This window comes from Bacillus sp. AFS040349, from assembly GCF_002577655.1.
In the GTDB taxonomy this organism is placed as follows: domain Bacteria; phylum Bacillota; class Bacilli; order Bacillales; family Bacillaceae; genus Metabacillus.
On record NZ_NUMC01000088.1, the window covers coordinates 1 to 18,661 of the forward strand.

The 18,661-nt window shown below is 38.3% G+C and carries 13 protein-coding genes; 8 read left to right on the plus strand and 5 right to left on the minus strand.

The features are described 5' to 3' along the window. Window positions 1-274 precede the first annotated feature (274 nt). Window positions 275-1,114: an accessory Sec system S-layer assembly protein gene (locus tag COD11_RS18660; RefSeq protein WP_098798398.1), complete on the minus strand. Its 840-nt coding sequence runs from the start codon at window positions 1,112-1,114 to the stop codon at window positions 275-277. Next, the gene (gene secA2 / locus COD11_RS18665) at window positions 1,095-3,467 is read right to left on the minus strand and encodes an accessory Sec system translocase SecA2 (RefSeq protein ID WP_255301640.1); all 2,373 of its coding nucleotides are present in this window, start codon (window positions 3,465-3,467) and stop codon (window positions 1,095-1,097) included. The genes COD11_RS18660 and secA2 overlap by 20 nt, the downstream gene beginning before the upstream one ends. 304 nt (window positions 3,468-3,771) lie before the next feature. On the opposite strand from secA2, the gene COD11_RS18670 reads away from it, so the two are divergent. The 8 genes from COD11_RS18670 to COD11_RS18705 all read left to right on the plus strand — a co-directional run bounded on the left by COD11_RS18670 (window position 3,772) and on the right by COD11_RS18705 (window position 12,865). Beyond that, window positions 3,772-4,881, plus strand: coding sequence for a DegT/DnrJ/EryC1/StrS family aminotransferase (locus COD11_RS18670; RefSeq protein ID WP_098798399.1), 1,110 nt, complete (start codon window positions 3,772-3,774; stop codon window positions 4,879-4,881). Window positions 4,882-5,003: 122 nt separating this feature from the next. Next, on the plus strand, window positions 5,004-5,747 hold the full coding sequence (locus tag COD11_RS18675) for a hypothetical protein (protein ID WP_098798400.1): 744 nt from the start codon (window positions 5,004-5,006) through the stop codon (window positions 5,745-5,747). After that, complete coding sequence (locus COD11_RS18680; protein WP_098798401.1) at window positions 5,740-6,753, plus strand: Gfo/Idh/MocA family protein; 1,014 nt, start codon at window positions 5,740-5,742, stop codon at window positions 6,751-6,753. The genes COD11_RS18675 and COD11_RS18680 overlap by 8 nt, the downstream gene beginning before the upstream one ends. 13 nt (window positions 6,754-6,766) lie before the next feature. Continuing rightward, a complete protein-coding gene (locus tag COD11_RS18685) occupies window positions 6,767-8,083 on the plus strand; it encodes a nucleotide sugar dehydrogenase (protein WP_098798402.1) in 1,317 nt (438 codons plus the stop codon). Between the two features lie 20 nt (window positions 8,084-8,103). Next, a complete protein-coding gene (locus tag COD11_RS18690) occupies window positions 8,104-8,835 on the plus strand; it encodes an N-acetyltransferase (RefSeq protein WP_098798403.1) in 732 nt (243 codons plus the stop codon). Then, complete coding sequence (locus COD11_RS18695; RefSeq protein ID WP_098798404.1) at window positions 8,836-10,269, plus strand: lipopolysaccharide biosynthesis protein; 1,434 nt, start codon at window positions 8,836-8,838, stop codon at window positions 10,267-10,269. Window positions 10,270-10,302: 33 nt separating this feature from the next. Further along, window positions 10,303-11,361, plus strand: coding sequence for a non-hydrolyzing UDP-N-acetylglucosamine 2-epimerase (gene wecB / locus COD11_RS18700; RefSeq protein WP_098798405.1), 1,059 nt, complete (start codon window positions 10,303-10,305; stop codon window positions 11,359-11,361). Between the two features lie 145 nt (window positions 11,362-11,506). Next, the gene (locus COD11_RS18705) at window positions 11,507-12,865 is read left to right on the plus strand and encodes an oligosaccharide repeat unit polymerase (RefSeq protein WP_098798406.1); all 1,359 of its coding nucleotides are present in this window, start codon (window positions 11,507-11,509) and stop codon (window positions 12,863-12,865) included. A gap of 759 nt (window positions 12,866-13,624) precedes the next feature. Here the strand turns inward: COD11_RS18705 and COD11_RS18710 are convergent. The 3 genes from COD11_RS18710 to COD11_RS18720 are packed head-to-tail and all read right to left on the minus strand — an operon-like array spanning window position 13,625 to window position 18,432. Next, window positions 13,625-15,145, minus strand: coding sequence for a SpoIID/LytB domain-containing protein (locus COD11_RS18710; protein ID WP_098798407.1), 1,521 nt, complete (start codon window positions 15,143-15,145; stop codon window positions 13,625-13,627). A gap of 4 nt (window positions 15,146-15,149) precedes the next feature. Further along, the gene (locus COD11_RS18715; protein ID WP_098798408.1) at window positions 15,150-15,794 is read right to left on the minus strand and encodes an SH3 domain-containing protein; all 645 of its coding nucleotides are present in this window, start codon (window positions 15,792-15,794) and stop codon (window positions 15,150-15,152) included. Window position 15,795: 1 nt separating this feature from the next. After that, entirely contained in the window at window positions 15,796-18,432 is a 2,637-nt protein-coding gene (locus COD11_RS18720) for an N-acetylmuramoyl-L-alanine amidase (protein WP_098798409.1), read from the minus strand. Window positions 18,433-18,661: the final 229 nt, after the last annotated feature.

The following is an 18,661-nucleotide window of genomic DNA, read 5'->3' on the forward strand; positions in this document are numbered from 1 at the left end:
TCTCGATACCGTGAGAATCGTGACAAATAAGAGCAGGAAAGCAGGAAGTGTGTCTCGATACTATTAGAATCGGGACAAACAAGAGGAGGAAAGCAGGAAGTATGTCTCGATACCGCAAGAATCAGGACAAACAAAAGCCAAAAAGAAGCAAGTGTGTCCCGATACCGAAAAAATCAATCCCGTCCTGTCTCAATCCACACCCAAGATCACTCTTCACGCCAAAACGAAAAACCGCCAAGATCATCAAATCTCAGCGGCCTTCAGCAACACATTATTAAACTTTCTCAGTTTGCCCCGTTAAAGGATACACCTTCCAAGTAGACAAATCTGGCTTGTGGTTTGAAATCAACTCACTTGGGAAGATGAACGTCCAAGGTTTACTTGTGTTTGCTTGAACTTCTAGGTTATTTAGTGTAAATACGCCTTTAGCAATGACTTCTTTTGATGCATCTTCGACAATAAGTGGTAATTGTTCAAGATTAATATTCTTCAAGCTGCCATTACGAATAAGAAGTGTGACAACTAGGTTGTTTTCGTCATTCATTTTTGCTTCAAGCCCCATGATATTTACTTCGTTTTGCTTTAGAGGGGGCATTTTTTCAACAAGCTGTTTTAGGTGCTCTTTTCGTTCTTGAGAAAGATTTTCTTCCCAGCTTGGTTCGAGTTGTAATTGGTGTGTTTCAGATGGTTTCTTTTTTAACTCGAAGGCAATTTGCCAGTTTTCTAGAGATGTTGGTTCTTGGTCCGGGTCATTTTGCCAGTCTGATTTTTGGAATACGAATGACCAAGGTCGGCAGCTTAGTGCAGGCATTTCACCGAATTCTTCCATATCAAAGGTTTCTTTTGCAACAACCTTTTTATCTTCATCTAAAATGAGTAAATCAAGCATTTCAAATTTAATGCCTTTTGTAAGGGTGTTGCGGATGAGGGCTGTTACATAAATCAGCTCATCGAATTCTTCTAATTTAATTCCGGCGATTGAGATTTGGTTTTCTTTTAATGGTTCAAGCTGGTTTAAGTGAAATTGATAAATATATTGTTCTTGTTTTGTAATATTCCAGCTAGGATGAATAGATAATGTTGTTTCAACTGTATTAGTTGTCAATTTGCTCATCCTCCTTTTTCATACTTTTCAAGAAGGCATAAACCTTCGTTGCGATACTGTATTGGTAGGATTCCATGCTTTGGTTAAAGAGGTCGAAGCCTTCTAAAGTGTATAGGCGATACGGATCTTCTTGAGCATAGCCTCTTAAGTGAATTCCTTCTTTTAAGCTTTCCATTTTCTCCATGTGCTCGAGCCAAACTTGATCAAGGCCTCTCATCATAATGCTTCGAACTTGTGCCACGATAGATTCGTCTACCATAAGATCAGCAAGTGTTGAGAAATATTCTTCAATTGAAGGTGTAACTAATTGTAACAGCTCGTCCTCTTCAAGGTCCATCATTTGCTTTTTCGTAAGTGATAAACCAAGCAGCTCTTGAATTTGATAGATGAAGTATTCTTGGCGATCTTCTTGCCCTTCAACATCTCCTTGTGTGCTATGGGCAACTAGCTTGTTCACGTAATCTTTCACTTCTTTTTCAAGGTCAGATAGGATATCCCCTGTTGAAAGGAGATTGTTACGTTTGCTATAAACAACCTTACGCTGCTGATCAAGGACATCATCTAACTTTAATAGATGTATTCTTGAAGAATAGTGGCTGTTTTCGATCGCATCTTGGACAATTTTAAAGAATTTATTTGGATTTGGACTTAAGATTAAGCCTTCTTCATTGAATTTGATCTTCTTTTGGTATTTTTCGAGTTCATCTTCATCAAATTGGTTCATCAGGTTATCTTCTAATGAAACGATGAATTGAGTTGTTCCTGGGTCACCTTGTCTTCCGGCACGACCGCGCATTTGCATATCAATACGAAGACTTTCATGACGTTCTGTTCCGATAATATAAAGACCGCCTAATTCTGCAACACCTTCACCTAGTAGGATATCAGTTCCTCGTCCTGCCATATTCGTTGCAATGGTAATCATATCTTTTTGACCGGCAATGCTAATCATTTTTGCTTCTTCTTCAGCGCTTTTTGCGTTTAGTAATTGGTGAGTGATACCTTGTTTTTCTAGCAACTCTGAAACTGTTTCAGATTGTTCGATAGAAGTTGTTCCAATTAGAATTGGTCGTCCCGTTGCATGAACGTCTTTTACAAGCTGTACCATTTTGTTATATTTGCTTTCTAAATCTTTGAAAATAAGATCTTCCTGATCTACACGTTGGTTCGGACGGTTTGTTGGGACGCTTATTACGTCCATGCCATATGTTTCAAGGAATTCTTTTTGTGCAGGTAACGCGCTTCCTGTCATACCACAAAGTGTTGAATACATTCTGAAGTAGTTTTGAATCGTTACAGCTGCTTGCGTAATGTTTTCTTCGTTAATTTCTAAGCCTTCTTTTGCTTCAATTGCCTGATGAAGTCCATGACTAAGACTTCTTCCTTCCATTACTCGTCCTGTGAAGGCATCAACCAGTTCGATTTTGCCATCGCGGATAATGTAATCTTTATCTTTTTTGAAGATAAAATGTGCCTGTAGAGACTGTGTAATAAAGTGCAAAAGAACTTGGTCATCGGCATTGTAAATATTGTCAATTCCAAATGCCTTTTCAATTTTTTTAGCGCCTTGTTCTGTTAAGTGAACTTGGCGGTGAGATAAGTTTAATTCATAGTCTTCATCTTTTTTAAACGATTTAACGATCATTGAAGTGATCACAAACAGCTCTGATGAAAGTGATGATTTGTTGGCGATGATTAAAGGTGTTCTTGCTTCATCGATTAATGTATTATCGATTTCATCAATGATTGCAAAGTGATGACCCCGTTGTACCTTTTCAGCCTCGCTCATCACCATATGATCTCTTAAGTAATCAAAGCCAAATTCTGTACCTGTTCCGTACGTAATATCAGCAGAATAAGCCTGTTGTTTTTCTTGTGGAGAAATTTCCGCCACATTAAGGCCTACTTCAAGACCAAGAAACTGATGGATTTGTCCAATAAGTTCATAGTCACGACGTGCTAAATATTCGTTCGACGTAATCACGTGAACGCCTTTTCCTTCTAAAGCAAAAAGGTAACTTGGCAGAGAAGCCATTAATGTTTTCCCTTCACCTGTTTGCATTTGACCGATGTTTCCGTCAGTTAAAACGAGTCCGCCTAGTAATTGAACATCATAGTGACGTTGATTAATCACACGTGAAGCAGCTTCTTTTACAACAGCAAAGGCTTCAACGCGAATTTGTTTAAGTGTTTTCCCATTTTGTAAAGCTTCTTTAAATTCGATTGTTTTGTTACGTAATTCTTCATCTGTAAGAGATTGAAGAGATGAGTCTAATTCATTGATTTGCTTAACTATTTTTTGAAGTTTATTTATTTCGCTACGAGATTTCATTTTTGTATATTGATCGAGCATAACTGACATATTTTTATTCCCCATTTTCTGTCTAGTTTTCAAGGTTGATTATACCATAATCTTGCTTTCATAATCTCTACCACATCTTGTATATTAGATAGGAAATAATAGGGAAGATCGTGTAGCCCAATTAAAATTTAGCTTATTTAATGAAAAATCCTTGTTTTGGACATAGTAAAAAAGTGTCAAAATCATTACATTACAATTATTACATTATCAAATTAAACGACAGGTAGTGACAAAGCTATGGTGAATTGTGGTAGAATATCATAGATTGTATAAATCTTCACAGAAATAAAGGAGACGATCTTTTATGAAAGTACCTATGCTCGATTTGTCTGAGCAATATTTATCTTTAAGAGATGAAATGCTTCAAGTATTAGATGAGGTTATGAAATCTTCACGTTTTATTTTAGGAGATAATGTCAAAAAATTAGAGCAAGATGTTGCTGCATATAGTAAAGTACCATATGGAATTGGCGTGGCAAACGGTAGTGATGCCCTTCATATTGCCCTTCAAGCACATGGTGTAACAGATGGTGACGAGGTTATCACAACACCATTTACGTTCTTTGCAACGGCAGGAGCAATTGCAAGATGTAATGCTACACCGGTTTTTGTTGATATTGATCCAGTAACATTCAATATTGACCCTAGCAAAATTGAAGAAAAAATTACTGAAAAAACAAAAGCTATCATTCCTGTTCATCTTTATGGTCAAGTTTCAGACATGGATGCAATTATGGAAGTAGCGAAAAAACATAACATATTTGTGTTAGAAGATGCTGCACAAGCGATTGGTGCTACATATAAAGGGAAAACAGTAGGTGAGCTAGGTGATGCAGCCACATATAGTTTCTTCCCAACGAAGAATTTAGGTGCATACGGTGATGCTGGGATGATCGTGACAAAACACGAGGACCTAGCAGAGAAAATGCGTGTTATCCGTGTTCACGGAAGTAAGCCAAAATATTATCACCATGTATTAGGTTATAACAGCCGTCTTGACGAAATGCAGGCTGCGATCTTAAATGTGAAATTCCCTCATTTAAATGAGTGGAGTGAAAAACGTCGTACTCATGCAAATCGCTATTCAGAAATGCTTAAAGCTGCTCTTGGTGATTCAATTGTGACACCGGTTGAAGTTGAAGGAAATTATCATGTATTCCATCAATACACAATTCGTGTTGAGCAACGTGATGAGCTTCAAAAGTTCCTAGCAGAACAAGGTGTTTCGACAATGATTTACTATCCACAGCCACTTCATTTACAGCCTGTATTCAAGGAATTAGGCTATAAAGAAGGCGACTTCCCGGTAACGGAAAAAGCGGCTAAGGAAGCTATTTCATTGCCAATGTTCCCAGAACTAAGCGAAGAGCAACAAAACTATGTTGTTGAATGTATGACAAAATTCTATCAATGATTTATTGGTAGAAGGTAAAGGCTCGCCAAAAGGCGGGTTCTTTCCGTTTAAATAAACACTAGATTGTGCTGATGAATTAAAATGCTCAGTGCGACCTAACCTTGAAAGAAAGGGTATGTGTCATGTCAGAACAAAAAGAATATTTATTTTATAAAAATTTGAAATTTATTTGGAGTAAAAAGTGGATTCTTTTGATTATTCCGATCGTTATAGCACTCATTGTTTCTGCTATCTCATTGCTAGGGGATCGTGAGTATGTTGGGAAGGCGTTTTTCTATACTTCCTCCCTTGATAGAGATGAATTAACAGATGATGATTTATTGAATAATAAATACATAACAGGTACAGAAGATGTAGAAATTAATTTTTCTGTTGTTTCTCGTGGTAAAGTCCAAATTAAGATTGTTGGAAATAATAAGGAAGATGTGCAAAGCAAGTTAACATCACTTGGAACACAATATCTTGAAGATCTGCAAGAAGAACATAAATTTCTATATGATGCAACCGATAAATCTCTGAAAAGTTATCAACAAAACCTTGAAATTATTGAACCATTAAATGAAAAAATAATTGAAGCAACAGAAGCACTTGAAGGTCAAGAAACCTCAGATAAATATATAGAACTGCTTAATTCTGCTGTAACTAATCAACAATTACTTTTAGAGTATGAAAATGGTGTTTACCGTAAAGATGTTGATTTAAAAATGTTCGAAAAGCCTGAATTACTCAGCGAAGAAATCACAAAATCAGACAATTATCTCGTTCAAAACATGGTCATCTCTTTTGCATTAAGCTTCTTCCTTACACTATTAGGAATTATGCTTTGGAGATACATTCGTGAAGCTAGGAGGGCATTAAATGATTAATTTTGCGATTGTAGGGGCAGGGTTTATTGCTCAAAAGCATATTGATGCGATTAAAAATGCTGAAGGTGCAAATCTTGTGGCGGTTTGTGACACAAACGAACAGCGCCTTGAGGAATATAAAGAGTTATGTAACGTTTATACGGATTTAAATGAAATGCTTGAGAAGCAAACTGATATTGATGTTGTGAATATTTGTGTGCCATCAGGACTTCATTTTAAGCTAGCTGAAATCATTGCGGCGAAGGGCAAGCACATTGTGATGGAGAAGCCAATGGCGTTAACGAGCAGTGATTCTAAGAAAATTATTGCGATTGCAGAAGAAGCGAATATCAAGCTTTCTGTTGTTCATCCAAATCGCTTCCGTCCAGCAATTCGTGCTCTTCAGGATATTAAATCTAAGGGCTTGTTTGGCAAGCTTAGCCACGCGAATGCAACAGTTCGTTGGAATCGCGGCCAAGAGTATTATGATCAAGCTGCTTGGAGAGGAACGAAGGAGTTTGACGGTGGTGTGTTAATGAACCAAGCGATACATAATTTAGATCTTTTAATTTGGTTCATGGGACCAGTTAAATCGGTTCAAGCAATGGCAGCAACTCGTCTTCGTAACATTGAAACAGAAGATGTAGCAGTTGGTGTTGTTGAATTTGAAAGTGGTGCTTTAGGTGTTATTGAAGCGGCAACTACGATTTATCCAAAAAATCTTGAAGAATCTCTATCGATTTTCGGTGAAGCGGGTACAGTAAAAGTAGGCGGACCGAACGCGATTTATTTCGAAACATTAAATGTAAGTGATATAAACGAAGAAGAAAAGAACAAACTAATCGAAACTATTAAAGAAGATCCATTTGGTAAACCAGGTCATCAATGGATTATCGAGGATATGGTTCGTGCAGTTGAAACAAATACAGAGCCAGTGGTAACTGGTAAAGACGGACTAGCACCTGTAAAGCTTATTGAAGCGTTTTTAGAATCAGCGGAAACAGGTAAGAAAGTCTTTTTACAATAAAGGAGTGAACGTAATGTCTCATTTAGATTCGATTTTATCAAAAATTGAAAATAAACAAGCGGTTGTCGGAGTTGTTGGTTTAGGATATGTAGGTTTACCGTTAGCGGTTGAAAAAGCAAAAGCTGGCTTTAAAGTAATCGGTTTTGATGTACAACAAAGCCGTGTTGATCAAGTAAACAACGCGCAAAACTATATTGGTGACGTTGTGAACGAAGATCTAGAAGAAATCATCAAGTCGGGCATGCTTGAAGCAACAACAGATTATAACCGTATTACAGAAGTAGATGCTGTGGCGATTTGTGTACCAACACCACTTGATCACCATCAACAGCCTGATACATCTTATGTAGAAAGCTCTTCAAAAGAAATTGCGAAGTATGCGCGTGAAGGCATGTTAGTTGTTTTAGAATCAACAACATACCCTGGAACAACAGAAGAAATCGTTGTACCGGCATTAGAAGAAAAAGGCTTAGTGTGTGGAGACACAGTATTCGTTGCTTACTCTCCAGAACGTGTTGATCCAGGTAACAAGCAATTCAAAACGAAAAACACACCAAAAGTTGTTGGTGGTGTAACGGCAAATTGTACAAAGGTTGCGTCTGCACTATACCGTGCGGTTCTTGAAGGAGACGTGTTTGAAGTATCAAGCCCAGCTGTTGCGGAAATGGAGAAAATTTTCGAAAACACATTCCGTCACATTAACATCGCGTTAGCAAACGAAATGGCGATTCTTTGTGAAAAAATGGGAATTGACGTTTGGGAAATGATCGATGCAGCAAAAACAAAACCATACGGCTTTATGGCGTTCTATCCAGGCCCTGGTCTTGGTGGTCACTGTATTCCAATCGATCCATTCTACTTAACGTGGAAAGCACGTGAATACAACTATCACACTCGTTTAATCGAGCTTGCTGGTGAAATTAACAACTCAATGCCAGAATTAGTTGTAGATCGTATGATGCGCATTCTTAACCATGATGGCAAAGCACTTCGTGGAGCAAAAGTTGCGGTTTTAGGTGTTGCTTACAAGAAGGATATTGATGATGTTCGTGAATCACCAGTTTTAGATATTTTAACGATTTTAGATAAAGAGGGTGCGGATTATACAGTGGTTGATCCATTTGTACCAGCATTCCGTTTACTTGATAAGCAAATTGAAACAGTTGCTTTAACAGAAGATCTATTATCTTCAGCTGACTTAGTATTAGTTGCAACAGATCATACAACATTTGATTATGAATTGATTGCAAACAGCAGTCGCGTTGTATTTGATACTCGTAATGCATTAAAAGATGTTGAGAAAAAGCCAGAGAGATATATCAAACTGTAATAAAGACGGGAGCGGATCGTATGAATAGTATCCATTCAACAGTAGTTGTGAACGATTCAGTTACACTTGGTCACTTTAATGTGATCGGCGAACATGTAAAGATCGGTGAAAACGTAACAATCGGTAATCATGTAACGATTTATGATGGCACAGTGATTGGTGACAATGTTCGTATTGCAGATGGAGCTGTACTAGGAAAACAGCCTTCACCGGGGAAAACATCAACTGTGAAGCTTTCAGGAGCTGTTGCACCTCTTCAATTAGAAGATGATGTAACAATTGGTACGAATGCAGTGCTTTATGCCGGCTCAACAATCGGTTCCTCAACACTTGTTGCTGACTTAGCGAGTGTACGTGAAAACGTAGAAATCGGACCTGAGTGTATTGTTGGTAGAGGTGTAACGGTTGAAAACTATGTGAAAATCGGTCGCAGAGTAAAAATTCAATCAAATGCTTACATCACAGCTTACACAACACTTGAAGATTTCGTCTTTATTGCACCATGTGTGACAACAACAAATGATAACTTTATGGGACGTACGGAAGAACGCTTCGATAAAATTAAAGGCGCAGTCGTAAAACGCGCAGCACGTGTAGGTGGAGCATCAATTCTTTTACCAGGCGTTGTTATAGAAGAAGAAACATTTGTTGCAGCAGGGGCATTGGTAACAAAAGATACAGAACAAAAAACAGTAGTAAAAGGGTTCCCAGCTAAGCCTGTACGAATGGTTGAGGAACGGGAGCTGTTATAGGTGTTAAAGAATTTAAAACGTCTAGGAGGGGATTCCCTCCTTTATGCATTAATGAATGTTGGAACAAAATTAATTGCATTCATTATGCTGCCAATCTACACTTACTTTTTACCACCTGGTGAGTATGGATATATTGATATTATAGACCGCTGGACAACGATGTTAACGTTCTTAGTTTTCTTAGGAACAGATTCAGCACTTGCTTTCTATTATTTTGATACAAAAGATGAGAAAAAACGAAGAATTTATTCGAAAAATGTGTTTTTAATTCGTTTGGCGATGATTCTAGTTATTTTCTTATTAGTTGCCCTCCTAGGACCGTTGGTTGCACATAATGTCCTTCCTGCAGAAAATGGCGTTTTCCTTCTATATTTAAGTGTAGGAGTCTTATTTTTTGATACGATCACAGCACTTGTTTTAACAATCATGCGCTTTGAATTTAAAACGCTAAAAGTGGTATTTTTGACCGTTTCAAAAATGCTGCTTATTGCAGTGGGTTCGTACCTATTTTTAAGGTTTATTGTTCAGTCTGTTGAAGCGATTATGTATGCGAGAATCATTACGGGATTATTGATCTTTTTACTTATCTTAAAACCATTATCACAGGTTGTATCCTTTAAGATCGATCGTGAGGTACTTAAGGATTTAATTAAATATGGTCTTCCTCTTGTGCCGGCATCTCTAGCTTTCTGGGTGATCTTAAACTCAAGCTCCTTCTTTTTAGCTTTGATGAAAACACCTGAAGATGTTGGGATATATGGGGCTGCAGCTAAATTTGCCGCGTTGATTACACTTGTAACGAGCGGAATTCAAATGGCTTGGCGTCCTTATTCCATGTCGTTAAAAGATAAACCGAACAACAAGGAATTGTTTTCAAAAATTTACATCATTATTTTTTTATTAGGAATAATAGGGGTATTCGTTGTCGCGACGATTATGCCGTATGTTATTTTATTGTTGAAAGAGACCTATTATTCAGCCTATAAGTATGTAGCATTAATTTCTGCCGCAACATTCTTGAACTTTTATTATTTAATTATTTCAATCGGAATTTTCTTTACGAAAGAAACAAAGGTGATTTCTTATATCTTTGCGATTGCTGCTGGACTTAGTATTGTCTTAAATCTTATTTTAGTCCCTGCTTTCTCCATTTGGGGTGTTGTTGCAGCTACATTGATTTCGTACACCTTTGCGATTGTGTTTATTTTTAGAAAAAGCCAAAAGCTGTACTATATTCCATTCCCATCGATTAAAGTGTCACTGATTTTCATCGTGATGATCGCTGGAGTAATCGGGATTACGTATATTCAAGAAAATCAATTATCACTATGGTATGTGGCGGCAATCTGGGGAGTATTGCTCTTATCAATTGGTGTAACAAGGATCGATAAAGAGCTAAGAAAGAAAACCGTTGAAGCGAATGAACCTGCTTAAGAAGCTCGAAATATCATTAAAAGGGTTGATCACATGAAAATCATTACTATATTAGGTGCAAGACCTCAGTTCATTAAAGCGGGTCCTGTATCACGTGAAATAAGAAAACAGCACCAAGAAATTATTATTCACACTGGACAGCATTATGATGCAAATATGTCTGATATCTTTTTTGAAGAATTAAACATTCCAAAACCGGATTACCACTTAAATGTTGGCTCAGGTTCACACGGTATTCAGACTGCAAACATGCTAATCAGCATTGAAGAAATTATTTTAAAAGAAAAACCGGACTATGTGCTAGTATACGGTGATACAAACTCTACATTAGCAGGGTCACTAGCTGCATCAAAGCTACATATTCCGATCGTTCATATTGAAGCTGGATTACGCAGCTTTAACAAGAAAATGCCGGAAGAAGTTAACCGCATTTTAACGGATCATGTGTCAGAGTTTTTATTCTGTCCAACAGATACGGCTGTGAAAAATCTTGAAAACGAGAATATCACACGAAACGTGTTCAACGTTGGAGACGTTATGTATGATGCTGTTATCTATAATCAAGATATTGCGGATTCTTCCACTTTATTGAGTGATTTAGGGTTAACGAAGGATGACTTCTATTTAATTACTGTTCACCGTGCCGAAAACACTGAGGATCGAGATCGCATTACAGGCATTCTTGATGCGTTTGCGAAAGTGGAGGGCACAAAGGTATGGCCGATTCACCCAAGAACAAAAAATAAGCTTGCTTCTTATGGAATTAACTTAGACTCTATTCCAGGGTTAAAGGTTATTGATCCGATTGGTTACTTGGACATGCTTGCTCTTGAGAAAAATGCAAAAAAAATCTTAACTGATTCTGGCGGTGTTCAAAAAGAAGCTTACTTTGTGAAAACACCTTGTGTGACACTCCGTGACGAAACAGAGTGGGTAGAAACAGTTGAGCAAGGTGCCAATATTCTTGTTGGTGCTGATACAAATAAAATCGTCGAAGCTGTTCAAGCTCCAAGTAACTCTGATTATCCGCCAATATTTGGGGATGGAAATACATCTGAAAAGATTGTTAAACTATTGTCTGAAGCAAAATAAGAGGAAAGGGGCGGTTGTATGTCGCCCTTTTTTTCTGAGTAATAAGTAGAAATCATAGGTCGAATAGGAATGGAAGGGATGACACTTTCTATTTCTATTCGACTTATGCAATGCGCATAACACCAAATATGGAGGTCTAATCCTAGTGTTTTATCTTACTATTTGGATGATTGTGGGTATCCTGTCTTTTTGGTTATTCAAAAAGTCTGCAGGAACCATGTCATTTTTAAAACCTAATATTCTATCTATTGTCTTCTATTATTCTTTATTCATTTCATCCTTCATAGGCAGCTTGTTAATCGCCCTTGATATTGATCGCCATTATATGATTAATTTATTAGGTGATGACCGCTTTCGCTATATTGGATTTTATACAATCTGTTTTGTGATGGTCATGATGCCGTTATCTATGTTTTTTGTCACAAAGCTGCTTGGCTTTAAACCCGAAGATGAATTTAATGCTTACTTAAAAAAGCCAGTACGAGTTGACGCGGATAAAATGACGTATTTGATTTACGTTGGATTAACGGGTCTTGGTGTGCTGTCGATCGCGTATACGGTTTATTATTTAAAAGCAATACCGCTAGTAGAATTGTTGCTCGGAAGTAATAATCTCGCTGAATTACGAATCGAAGCCTCGCATAACTTTGGTGGAAGTACACTTATTCGTAATATCTTTGGATTAGGACTAACACCGATTTTATCCATGATTACGTTTATTTATGGATACAAAACAAAAAAACTGAAATGGTGGATTTTATTCCTCGTTACCTTTCCTTGTAGTGTGTTTATCCAAGTATATGATCTGGCAAAAGGACCGATCTTTTTCTACACGTTAATGTTTATCCTTTTGTTGCTTTATTTAAACATTATCAAGCTAACATGGACTCGTGTTGCTGTTCTTGGGGCGTTGGCTGTGTCGTTAATCGTAGTGATGTATGTGTTTATACAAGGGGTAGGTCTGGAGCAGTTTACCGCATATAATAAGGGGCCAGTTGGTCGTCTGATTTTAACGCAGATTGCCGGTTACTATATGCATCTTGAGCTATTTTCAGATAAATTGCCATTATTGCTAGGAAAAAGCATGCCCTCGTCAATCATCGGTCTTTATGATATCGACCAAATTCGCTCAGCAAAGCTTGCAATGGAAGTATATTTCCCTGAGCGGGTGGAAGCTGGAACAGCAGGGGTGTTGAATACACTATTTGCTGGTGAAGCATTTGCAAACTTTGGTTATATTGGACTGTTGTTAGGTACAGTGTACGTTGGAGTTTATATCCAACTTATCTATATTGTCTTTTTAAGATTACAGAAAAATCCTTTATTTATATCGTTGTTTATCTACTTTACTGTCAATATCCCACGTGTAGTGGTTGGAGGTTTTACAGACTTCTTGCTTAATACGCTGTGGATTGCGATTGTGATTGTACTGTTGTCTCCGTTTGCGTTTGTGAGATTGCTGGAGATGGTGCGAAGTCGTTGGGGTAAACGAACGATTGTTTAAACTTTTGAGTGTCCTTCAGGTTGAGCTGGAGGGCATTTTTTTGTGGGGATAGGGTTTAGTAGGAGTGTGTTCAAGGGGTAAGACGTTTTTGATGGAGGCAAGGTAGTAGTGCTTTTTGATGGAGGAGATGAACGACAAAAATGATAGGGAATGAGGTAGAAGTGTGGTTCATGGAGGTGATAAATGCGACAATTCTGTTAGAACTCAGTTGGAAGTAGAAATTATAAGTGGATGAAGACCATTAAAAGTGACAATTCGAGTGTGTGTGGTCTTCACAGGAGAAATGAAGACCATTACAAGTAGAAATCCCAGAGCAGATGGTCTTCATAAGCGAGATGAAGACCATTACAAGTAGAAATCCCAGAGCAGATGGTCTTCATAAGCAAGGTGAAGACCATTACAAGCAAAAATCCAGTACCAAGTGTTCCTCATAAGCGAGATGAAGAACATGACAAGCGAAAATCCAGCACCAAGTGTTCCTCATAAGCAAGATGAAGACCATTACAAGCAAAAATCCAGTACCAAGTGTTCCTCATAAGCAAGATGAATACCATTACAAGCAAAAATCCAGTACAAAGTGTTCCTCATAACCTAAATGAAGACCATTCAACCAGAAATCCAACCAAAATCAATCTCCATATAAAAAAATATCCCCCATCCCATCCTAACCAGGAAAACCAATCACAACCCGCCCTTCATTAAAAATGACTAATATCAAAACTCACCCAAAACAAAAAAAGAACGGGCACAAGCCCGTTCTTACTTCGAAACTTCCGTATTAGGAAAATAATGCTTCACAATATCGACTGCTTTCCAGTTATGTTCAGCTAAGCCTTTTGCGCCATATTGGCTCATGCCGATTCGGTGTCCCCAGCCTTTACCTGTTGCGGTAATAGAAGCAGGATCAGTATCTTTCCCCACAACTCCACTTGCCGTTTGCACGGAAATTTGATCACCAGAAACGGTAGTTGTCATACCATTCCCAGTCATAACTTTCTGTCCTTTAATAGACAACTGAGATTGGTCACCGCTCTCAGTTCGAACAGCGTAGCTTTGATTCACCTGTAGAGTGAACCAATTTGATTTCAAGATCCCGTAGCTTCCTTCAATCGGGAAGAGCTTACGAATGACTTGCTCATTGCCTTCCACCGTTTTTTCGCCATTAGACGTTATAACGGTAACGGCTGTTACTTCACCATTTGCGCCAGTTGCTTTTGCTTTTATATCATATAAAGCAGTAGTAGCAGGGTCAAAGCCGAAGCTTTTTAGCATAGTTGCTGAGTTAAATGAATTTACCCAATTACTGTGTGGTGAACTTTCATATGGGTCATCCACAGTGACAAGGTATGGGTAGCTTGCTTGGTTTGAGTTCCATACATCGCCAACGTTTGCTGTTCTTCCGCCGCTTGTGGAGAAGAAGAAGGTTTGAATTGGTTTGCCGTTGTATTTAACAAGAACACCTGCTGTTTCGTTAACAGCGGCTGTTGATCTTGCATCTTCAGATGTATAGCCTTTATATACCTGGCTTGATGTTGTGTTTTTTAATGACATGCTGTTTGCTGCATAGCTTCGGGCTACGATGGCTTGAGCCTTCAGAGCCTCTTTGTGCCATGAAGCGGGCATTTCGTTTGGAACAACACCTTTTAAATAATCTTCTAATTCAAGATTGTTGATAACAGCTACATTACCACTTGTTTTTGGTAAAAGTGACATGCTGCCGCGGTAGGCATTACTACCATAAGACACAGTTGGAACAGAGATTGAATTTTTATCTACAAAAGTAGATGCAGCAGGGACCCAGCCTGTTGTCCCGTCTGCTGTTACAACGTTATACCATGTTTCACCTTTGCTATTTACAAAGCTATTAACATATTCAGCCGTTTCTGCTTTTGTTAGTGTTTTTTTCACTGCATAGTCAGATGTTGCTCCACTGCGTAAATCCGTTGTGCTTGTGAATCTTGTGTATTGTGCAACATTATAAACTTCTTTTAATTCAAAGCCGCTTCCTGAAGAAAAAGAAGCAGAGCCCGCGTCAATGTTTACATTGCTGCCTGAGCGGGTAACAGTAATAGTAAGATTCGGTAGTAATAGTGTTTTTTGATTGTTTGCTTTATTCGTTAATTCATAGACTCCTTGAAGCTTGAGAGAGCTTGTTGGAATATCGACGAGCTGTACGGCTACGGGATTGCTGTAAGTTTTCACTGAGCCGGCATTTGCTGTACCTTGTGTCCATAGTAGGCCAAGTGCGAGAAGGGCACTTAGTAGAACTTTTTTAGCCATACTATTAGTTCACCTCTCCATGAACTGCTTGCATCCAGCCTTTTACACCATTTGATAATTCAACGTTATACCATAATTCGTTGTTGCTGTTTGTAAAAGAACCAATATATTTAACAGAGGTACCAGCTTTAACTGTTGCTACAGTTGCATAGCCAGATAAAGCACCTCTGTGCACCGTTGTTGTCGTCTTAATTGTTACAGTAGACGCACTGGATACTGTTGATGTTGAGACATCTTCTGAGTGAATCCAGCCGTATTTGCCTGTTGCATATTCAACACGGTACCATTTGCCTTTAGTACCGTCATGCTCATCAACAACAGCAAGTTCTTTGCCTTTAGTAAAAGTTGCGACAACTTCATAGTTTCTCGTTGCGCCTCTATGAACAGTTGCTGTTGTGCTGCTTACGAATACGTTTGAAGGCATTGTTACGACTGAACCGCCTTCTTCAACAGCTTTACGAAGTGCTTGGACTTCGCTTTCAAGTTTTGTTACTTTTGATTGAAGTGGGTTAAGTTGATTTTGTACCCACTCCACGCTTGCTAACACTACATCATTTGCAGCGGAACCAACCTTTGTTGGTGTGATGCTTCCGATTAAAAATCCTGTAAGGAAAACAGAAGAGATGACAACCATGCTTTTCTTTTTCATGTTAATATCCTCCAGTAAAGTATTTTTTTATTCCTTCGGCAATTCCAACAGCTGCTTGTCCACGAACGATATCGCTTTTTAGCATTGATTCTTCATTCGGGTTGGAGATGAATGCTATTTCCACCAAAGCGCTTGGTAGTTCGTTATTTTTGATCACGTAGAAGTTGGCTGTTTTTGTGCCGCGATCATACGTATTGATTCTATCAACCAATGAATCTTGTATATAGCCTGCTAGAATACTACTTCTAGGTCCATTAAAGTTATAGGCAGTGTTGTAATACGTTTCTGTGCCTCTTGCTGATGTACTCACATTTGCATTGGCGTGAATACTAATAAACGCATCGTTATCAGCGGCATTTGCAATCGCTACACGCTCGGCTAGTGTTAAGTACGTGTCATCACTGCGAGTCAGAATAACAGTGGCACCTTGGCGCTCGAGTTCTGCTTTTAATTTTTTCGAAACATCTAATGTAACATCTTTTTCACGAAGTTTTGTTGGTCCAATAGCACCTGGATCATGATCTCCATGACCAGCGTCAATAACGATTTTTTTACCTGCTAAACCTATTGGCATGACTTTAACCTGAGCTTGCTTGCTATTGTTACGAACTTGAATCATATAGCCAGGTGCAGGTGTTAAGGTAATGGCACTAGATGTAGCACTTATGCTTTTTAATCCTTTAATCGATTGAGAAGGTAAAACAGTGTGAAGCTTGCTTCCTGTTAATTGGACAACTCCGTTTGCCAAAAGCTTATTACCTACACTAAAGTTCAATGACTTGTCCCAAATTAATGTTGTTGCATTACCGGATTGCGTCACTTTAGGGTTTTGGAAAATATTCGGGATGAATTCTCTTGTTTGATCTTTTAAAATCCAGCCACGAACACCTTTTGAGTTCTCAACATTAATCCACTCGTTATGTGTCCATAAGTACAGAAGCTGCTCTCCAGCACTTACTTTTGTGTTATACCCTGAGCTAGATGTTGCGCTTTTACGTAAAACGTTTTGGCCTAGTGGATACACAAAATCTCTTTCAGAAAGACTTGTAAATAACTCAGGTTTTGGTACCCAGCCTTTTTTGCCGTTTGATAATTGAACATTGTACCAATGCTGATTGTTATTATTGATAAATTCATAGAGTACTTTAACGCTAGTGTTGTAAGAAAGCTTTGTTACCTTTGAGTACGTATATAAAGCGCCTCTATAAAGGTAGGTATTGTTTGTACCGACTTTATACGTACTGTTAATCATCAATGTTTTCGTTGTCACACTTGATGCGTTGATCCAGCCTGTTGCACCTGTTTCTAATTTCACGCGATACCAAAGTTCTTTGTTGTTATTAACGAATGTGTCCATTACGTAAACAGCAGAGTTTTTAGGAAAAGAAGCAAGCACTCGGTAGGAATCAAGGGCACCACTTCTAACAACTCCATTTTCGTTTAAATAGTGAGTTGCATTCAGTTTAGGTGTATTTGTTGTTTGATCGGCAAGGACCCAACCGGCTGTTTGATCCGATATTTGGATTCGTAACCAAAATTCATTTTTGTTATTAACAAATGTATCAATAACGCGTAAATCATCGCTTTTCGCAAAAGTTTCAACAGCGCCGTAGCTGCTAAGAGCACCTTTTCTAGCTACAACACCATCTGTTTTGGCGTAGACGTAATTAGAAACAACCTGGCTATCAGGAAGGGGCTCAGTTTGAAGATCTGATGCAAGTATCCAGCCTTGAGTGCCATTCTCTGTTTGAACTCGATACCATTTTTGATTTAAGTTATTTGTAAATTCATCAATAACCTGTAAGTTTTCATTTAACTTTGGTTGGTAAACAACACGATAAGAATCAAGAGCACCACTATGAATCTTTGATTCTATTTCAACAACATAGTAGCTTCCGGCTTCAGGAGTTGTGTTGCTGTTTTCTTTTACAGCTTCAATGTTACCTGACTGAATCCAGCCTTGAAGGCCGTCGTTCGTCTCAACTTTATACCATACTTCTTGTTGACTGTTTTTAAAGGTATCAATAACAGTCAGTTGTGTTTGAGCTGATAGAGTTGTTACAATTCGGTAGCTTGGATGTGCACCACTATGGATGGATGCATCCTTAATCGTTTGAGCATTGGTTAAAACAGATGTAGAAGAAAGCTGTTCCTTCATAATCCAACCTTGGACTGATCCTAAATCAGCTCGGTACCAGATGCTCCCTGCACTATTGATGAAGGAATCAATAATCGATATCTTTTGTCCGTAATCAAGGGTTGCAACTGATTGATATGTGGTAGATGCACCTTTTCTCACCTCAGCGTTTTGACTGCTAACGTAAAGGGAAGCGGGGGAGTCTTTAACAGCAGTCACATTGGCTTTTTTCATCCAGCCTTTGTATCCATTAGCGGCAATATTTAACCATTCCTCATTCGCGCTGTTTGTAAAGGTTCCAATCACTCCAACGGTTTCACCTTTCTTAAAAGATGCTACAACCTCATAATTGTCTGTTGCACCTTTGTGAAGGTGTGCTTGATCAGCAATGACCTTTCCGATATACGGATAAGGCTCTGTTGCCTCCGCATATGTATGAAGCGGACTACTGATCGTCAAGAATACAAGGGTAAAAACAACAAGCTTTGTTAACCATTTCAATTTACCTAGTTCTCCTCTCCTATCTCTATTAATAAAAAAAACCTCTGAAAAGGAAAATTCAGAGGTGCAATTATATTCATATTTTAACAAAGGTCATACTGTTTGTCTTTGGGAATAATGTCTTAATCTGTCTGTTTGTGACTATTTCGACACAAAATTGTCGATACTGATTTTGTAATACAAGAAGTAGAGAGTTGTCCTTAATTTAAGGCATTAAGCTTTTAACAAC

Coding starts and splice junctions, on each gene's coding strand:
- COD11_RS18710 (WP_098798407.1), bottom strand. CDS start 15,145: ATGGCTAAAAAAGTTCTACTAAGTGCCCTTCTCGCACTTGGCCTACTA.
- COD11_RS18685 (WP_098798402.1), top strand. CDS start 6,767: ATGTCTCATTTAGATTCGATTTTATCAAAAATTGAAAATAAACAAGCG.
- COD11_RS18675 (WP_098798400.1), top strand. CDS start 5,004: ATGTCAGAACAAAAAGAATATTTATTTTATAAAAATTTGAAATTTATT.
- secA2 (WP_255301640.1), bottom strand. CDS start 3,467: ATGTCAGTTATGCTCGATCAATATACAAAAATGAAATCTCGTAGCGAA.
- COD11_RS18680 (WP_098798401.1), top strand. CDS start 5,740: ATGATTAATTTTGCGATTGTAGGGGCAGGGTTTATTGCTCAAAAGCAT.
- COD11_RS18670 (WP_098798399.1), top strand. CDS start 3,772: ATGAAAGTACCTATGCTCGATTTGTCTGAGCAATATTTATCTTTAAGA.
- COD11_RS18660 (WP_098798398.1), bottom strand. CDS start 1,114: ATGAGCAAATTGACAACTAATACAGTTGAAACAACATTATCTATTCAT.
- COD11_RS18690 (WP_098798403.1), top strand. CDS start 8,104: ATGAATAGTATCCATTCAACAGTAGTTGTGAACGATTCAGTTACACTT.
- wecB (WP_098798405.1), top strand. CDS start 10,303: ATGAAAATCATTACTATATTAGGTGCAAGACCTCAGTTCATTAAAGCG.
- COD11_RS18715 (WP_098798408.1), bottom strand. CDS start 15,794: ATGAAAAAGAAAAGCATGGTTGTCATCTCTTCTGTTTTCCTTACAGGA.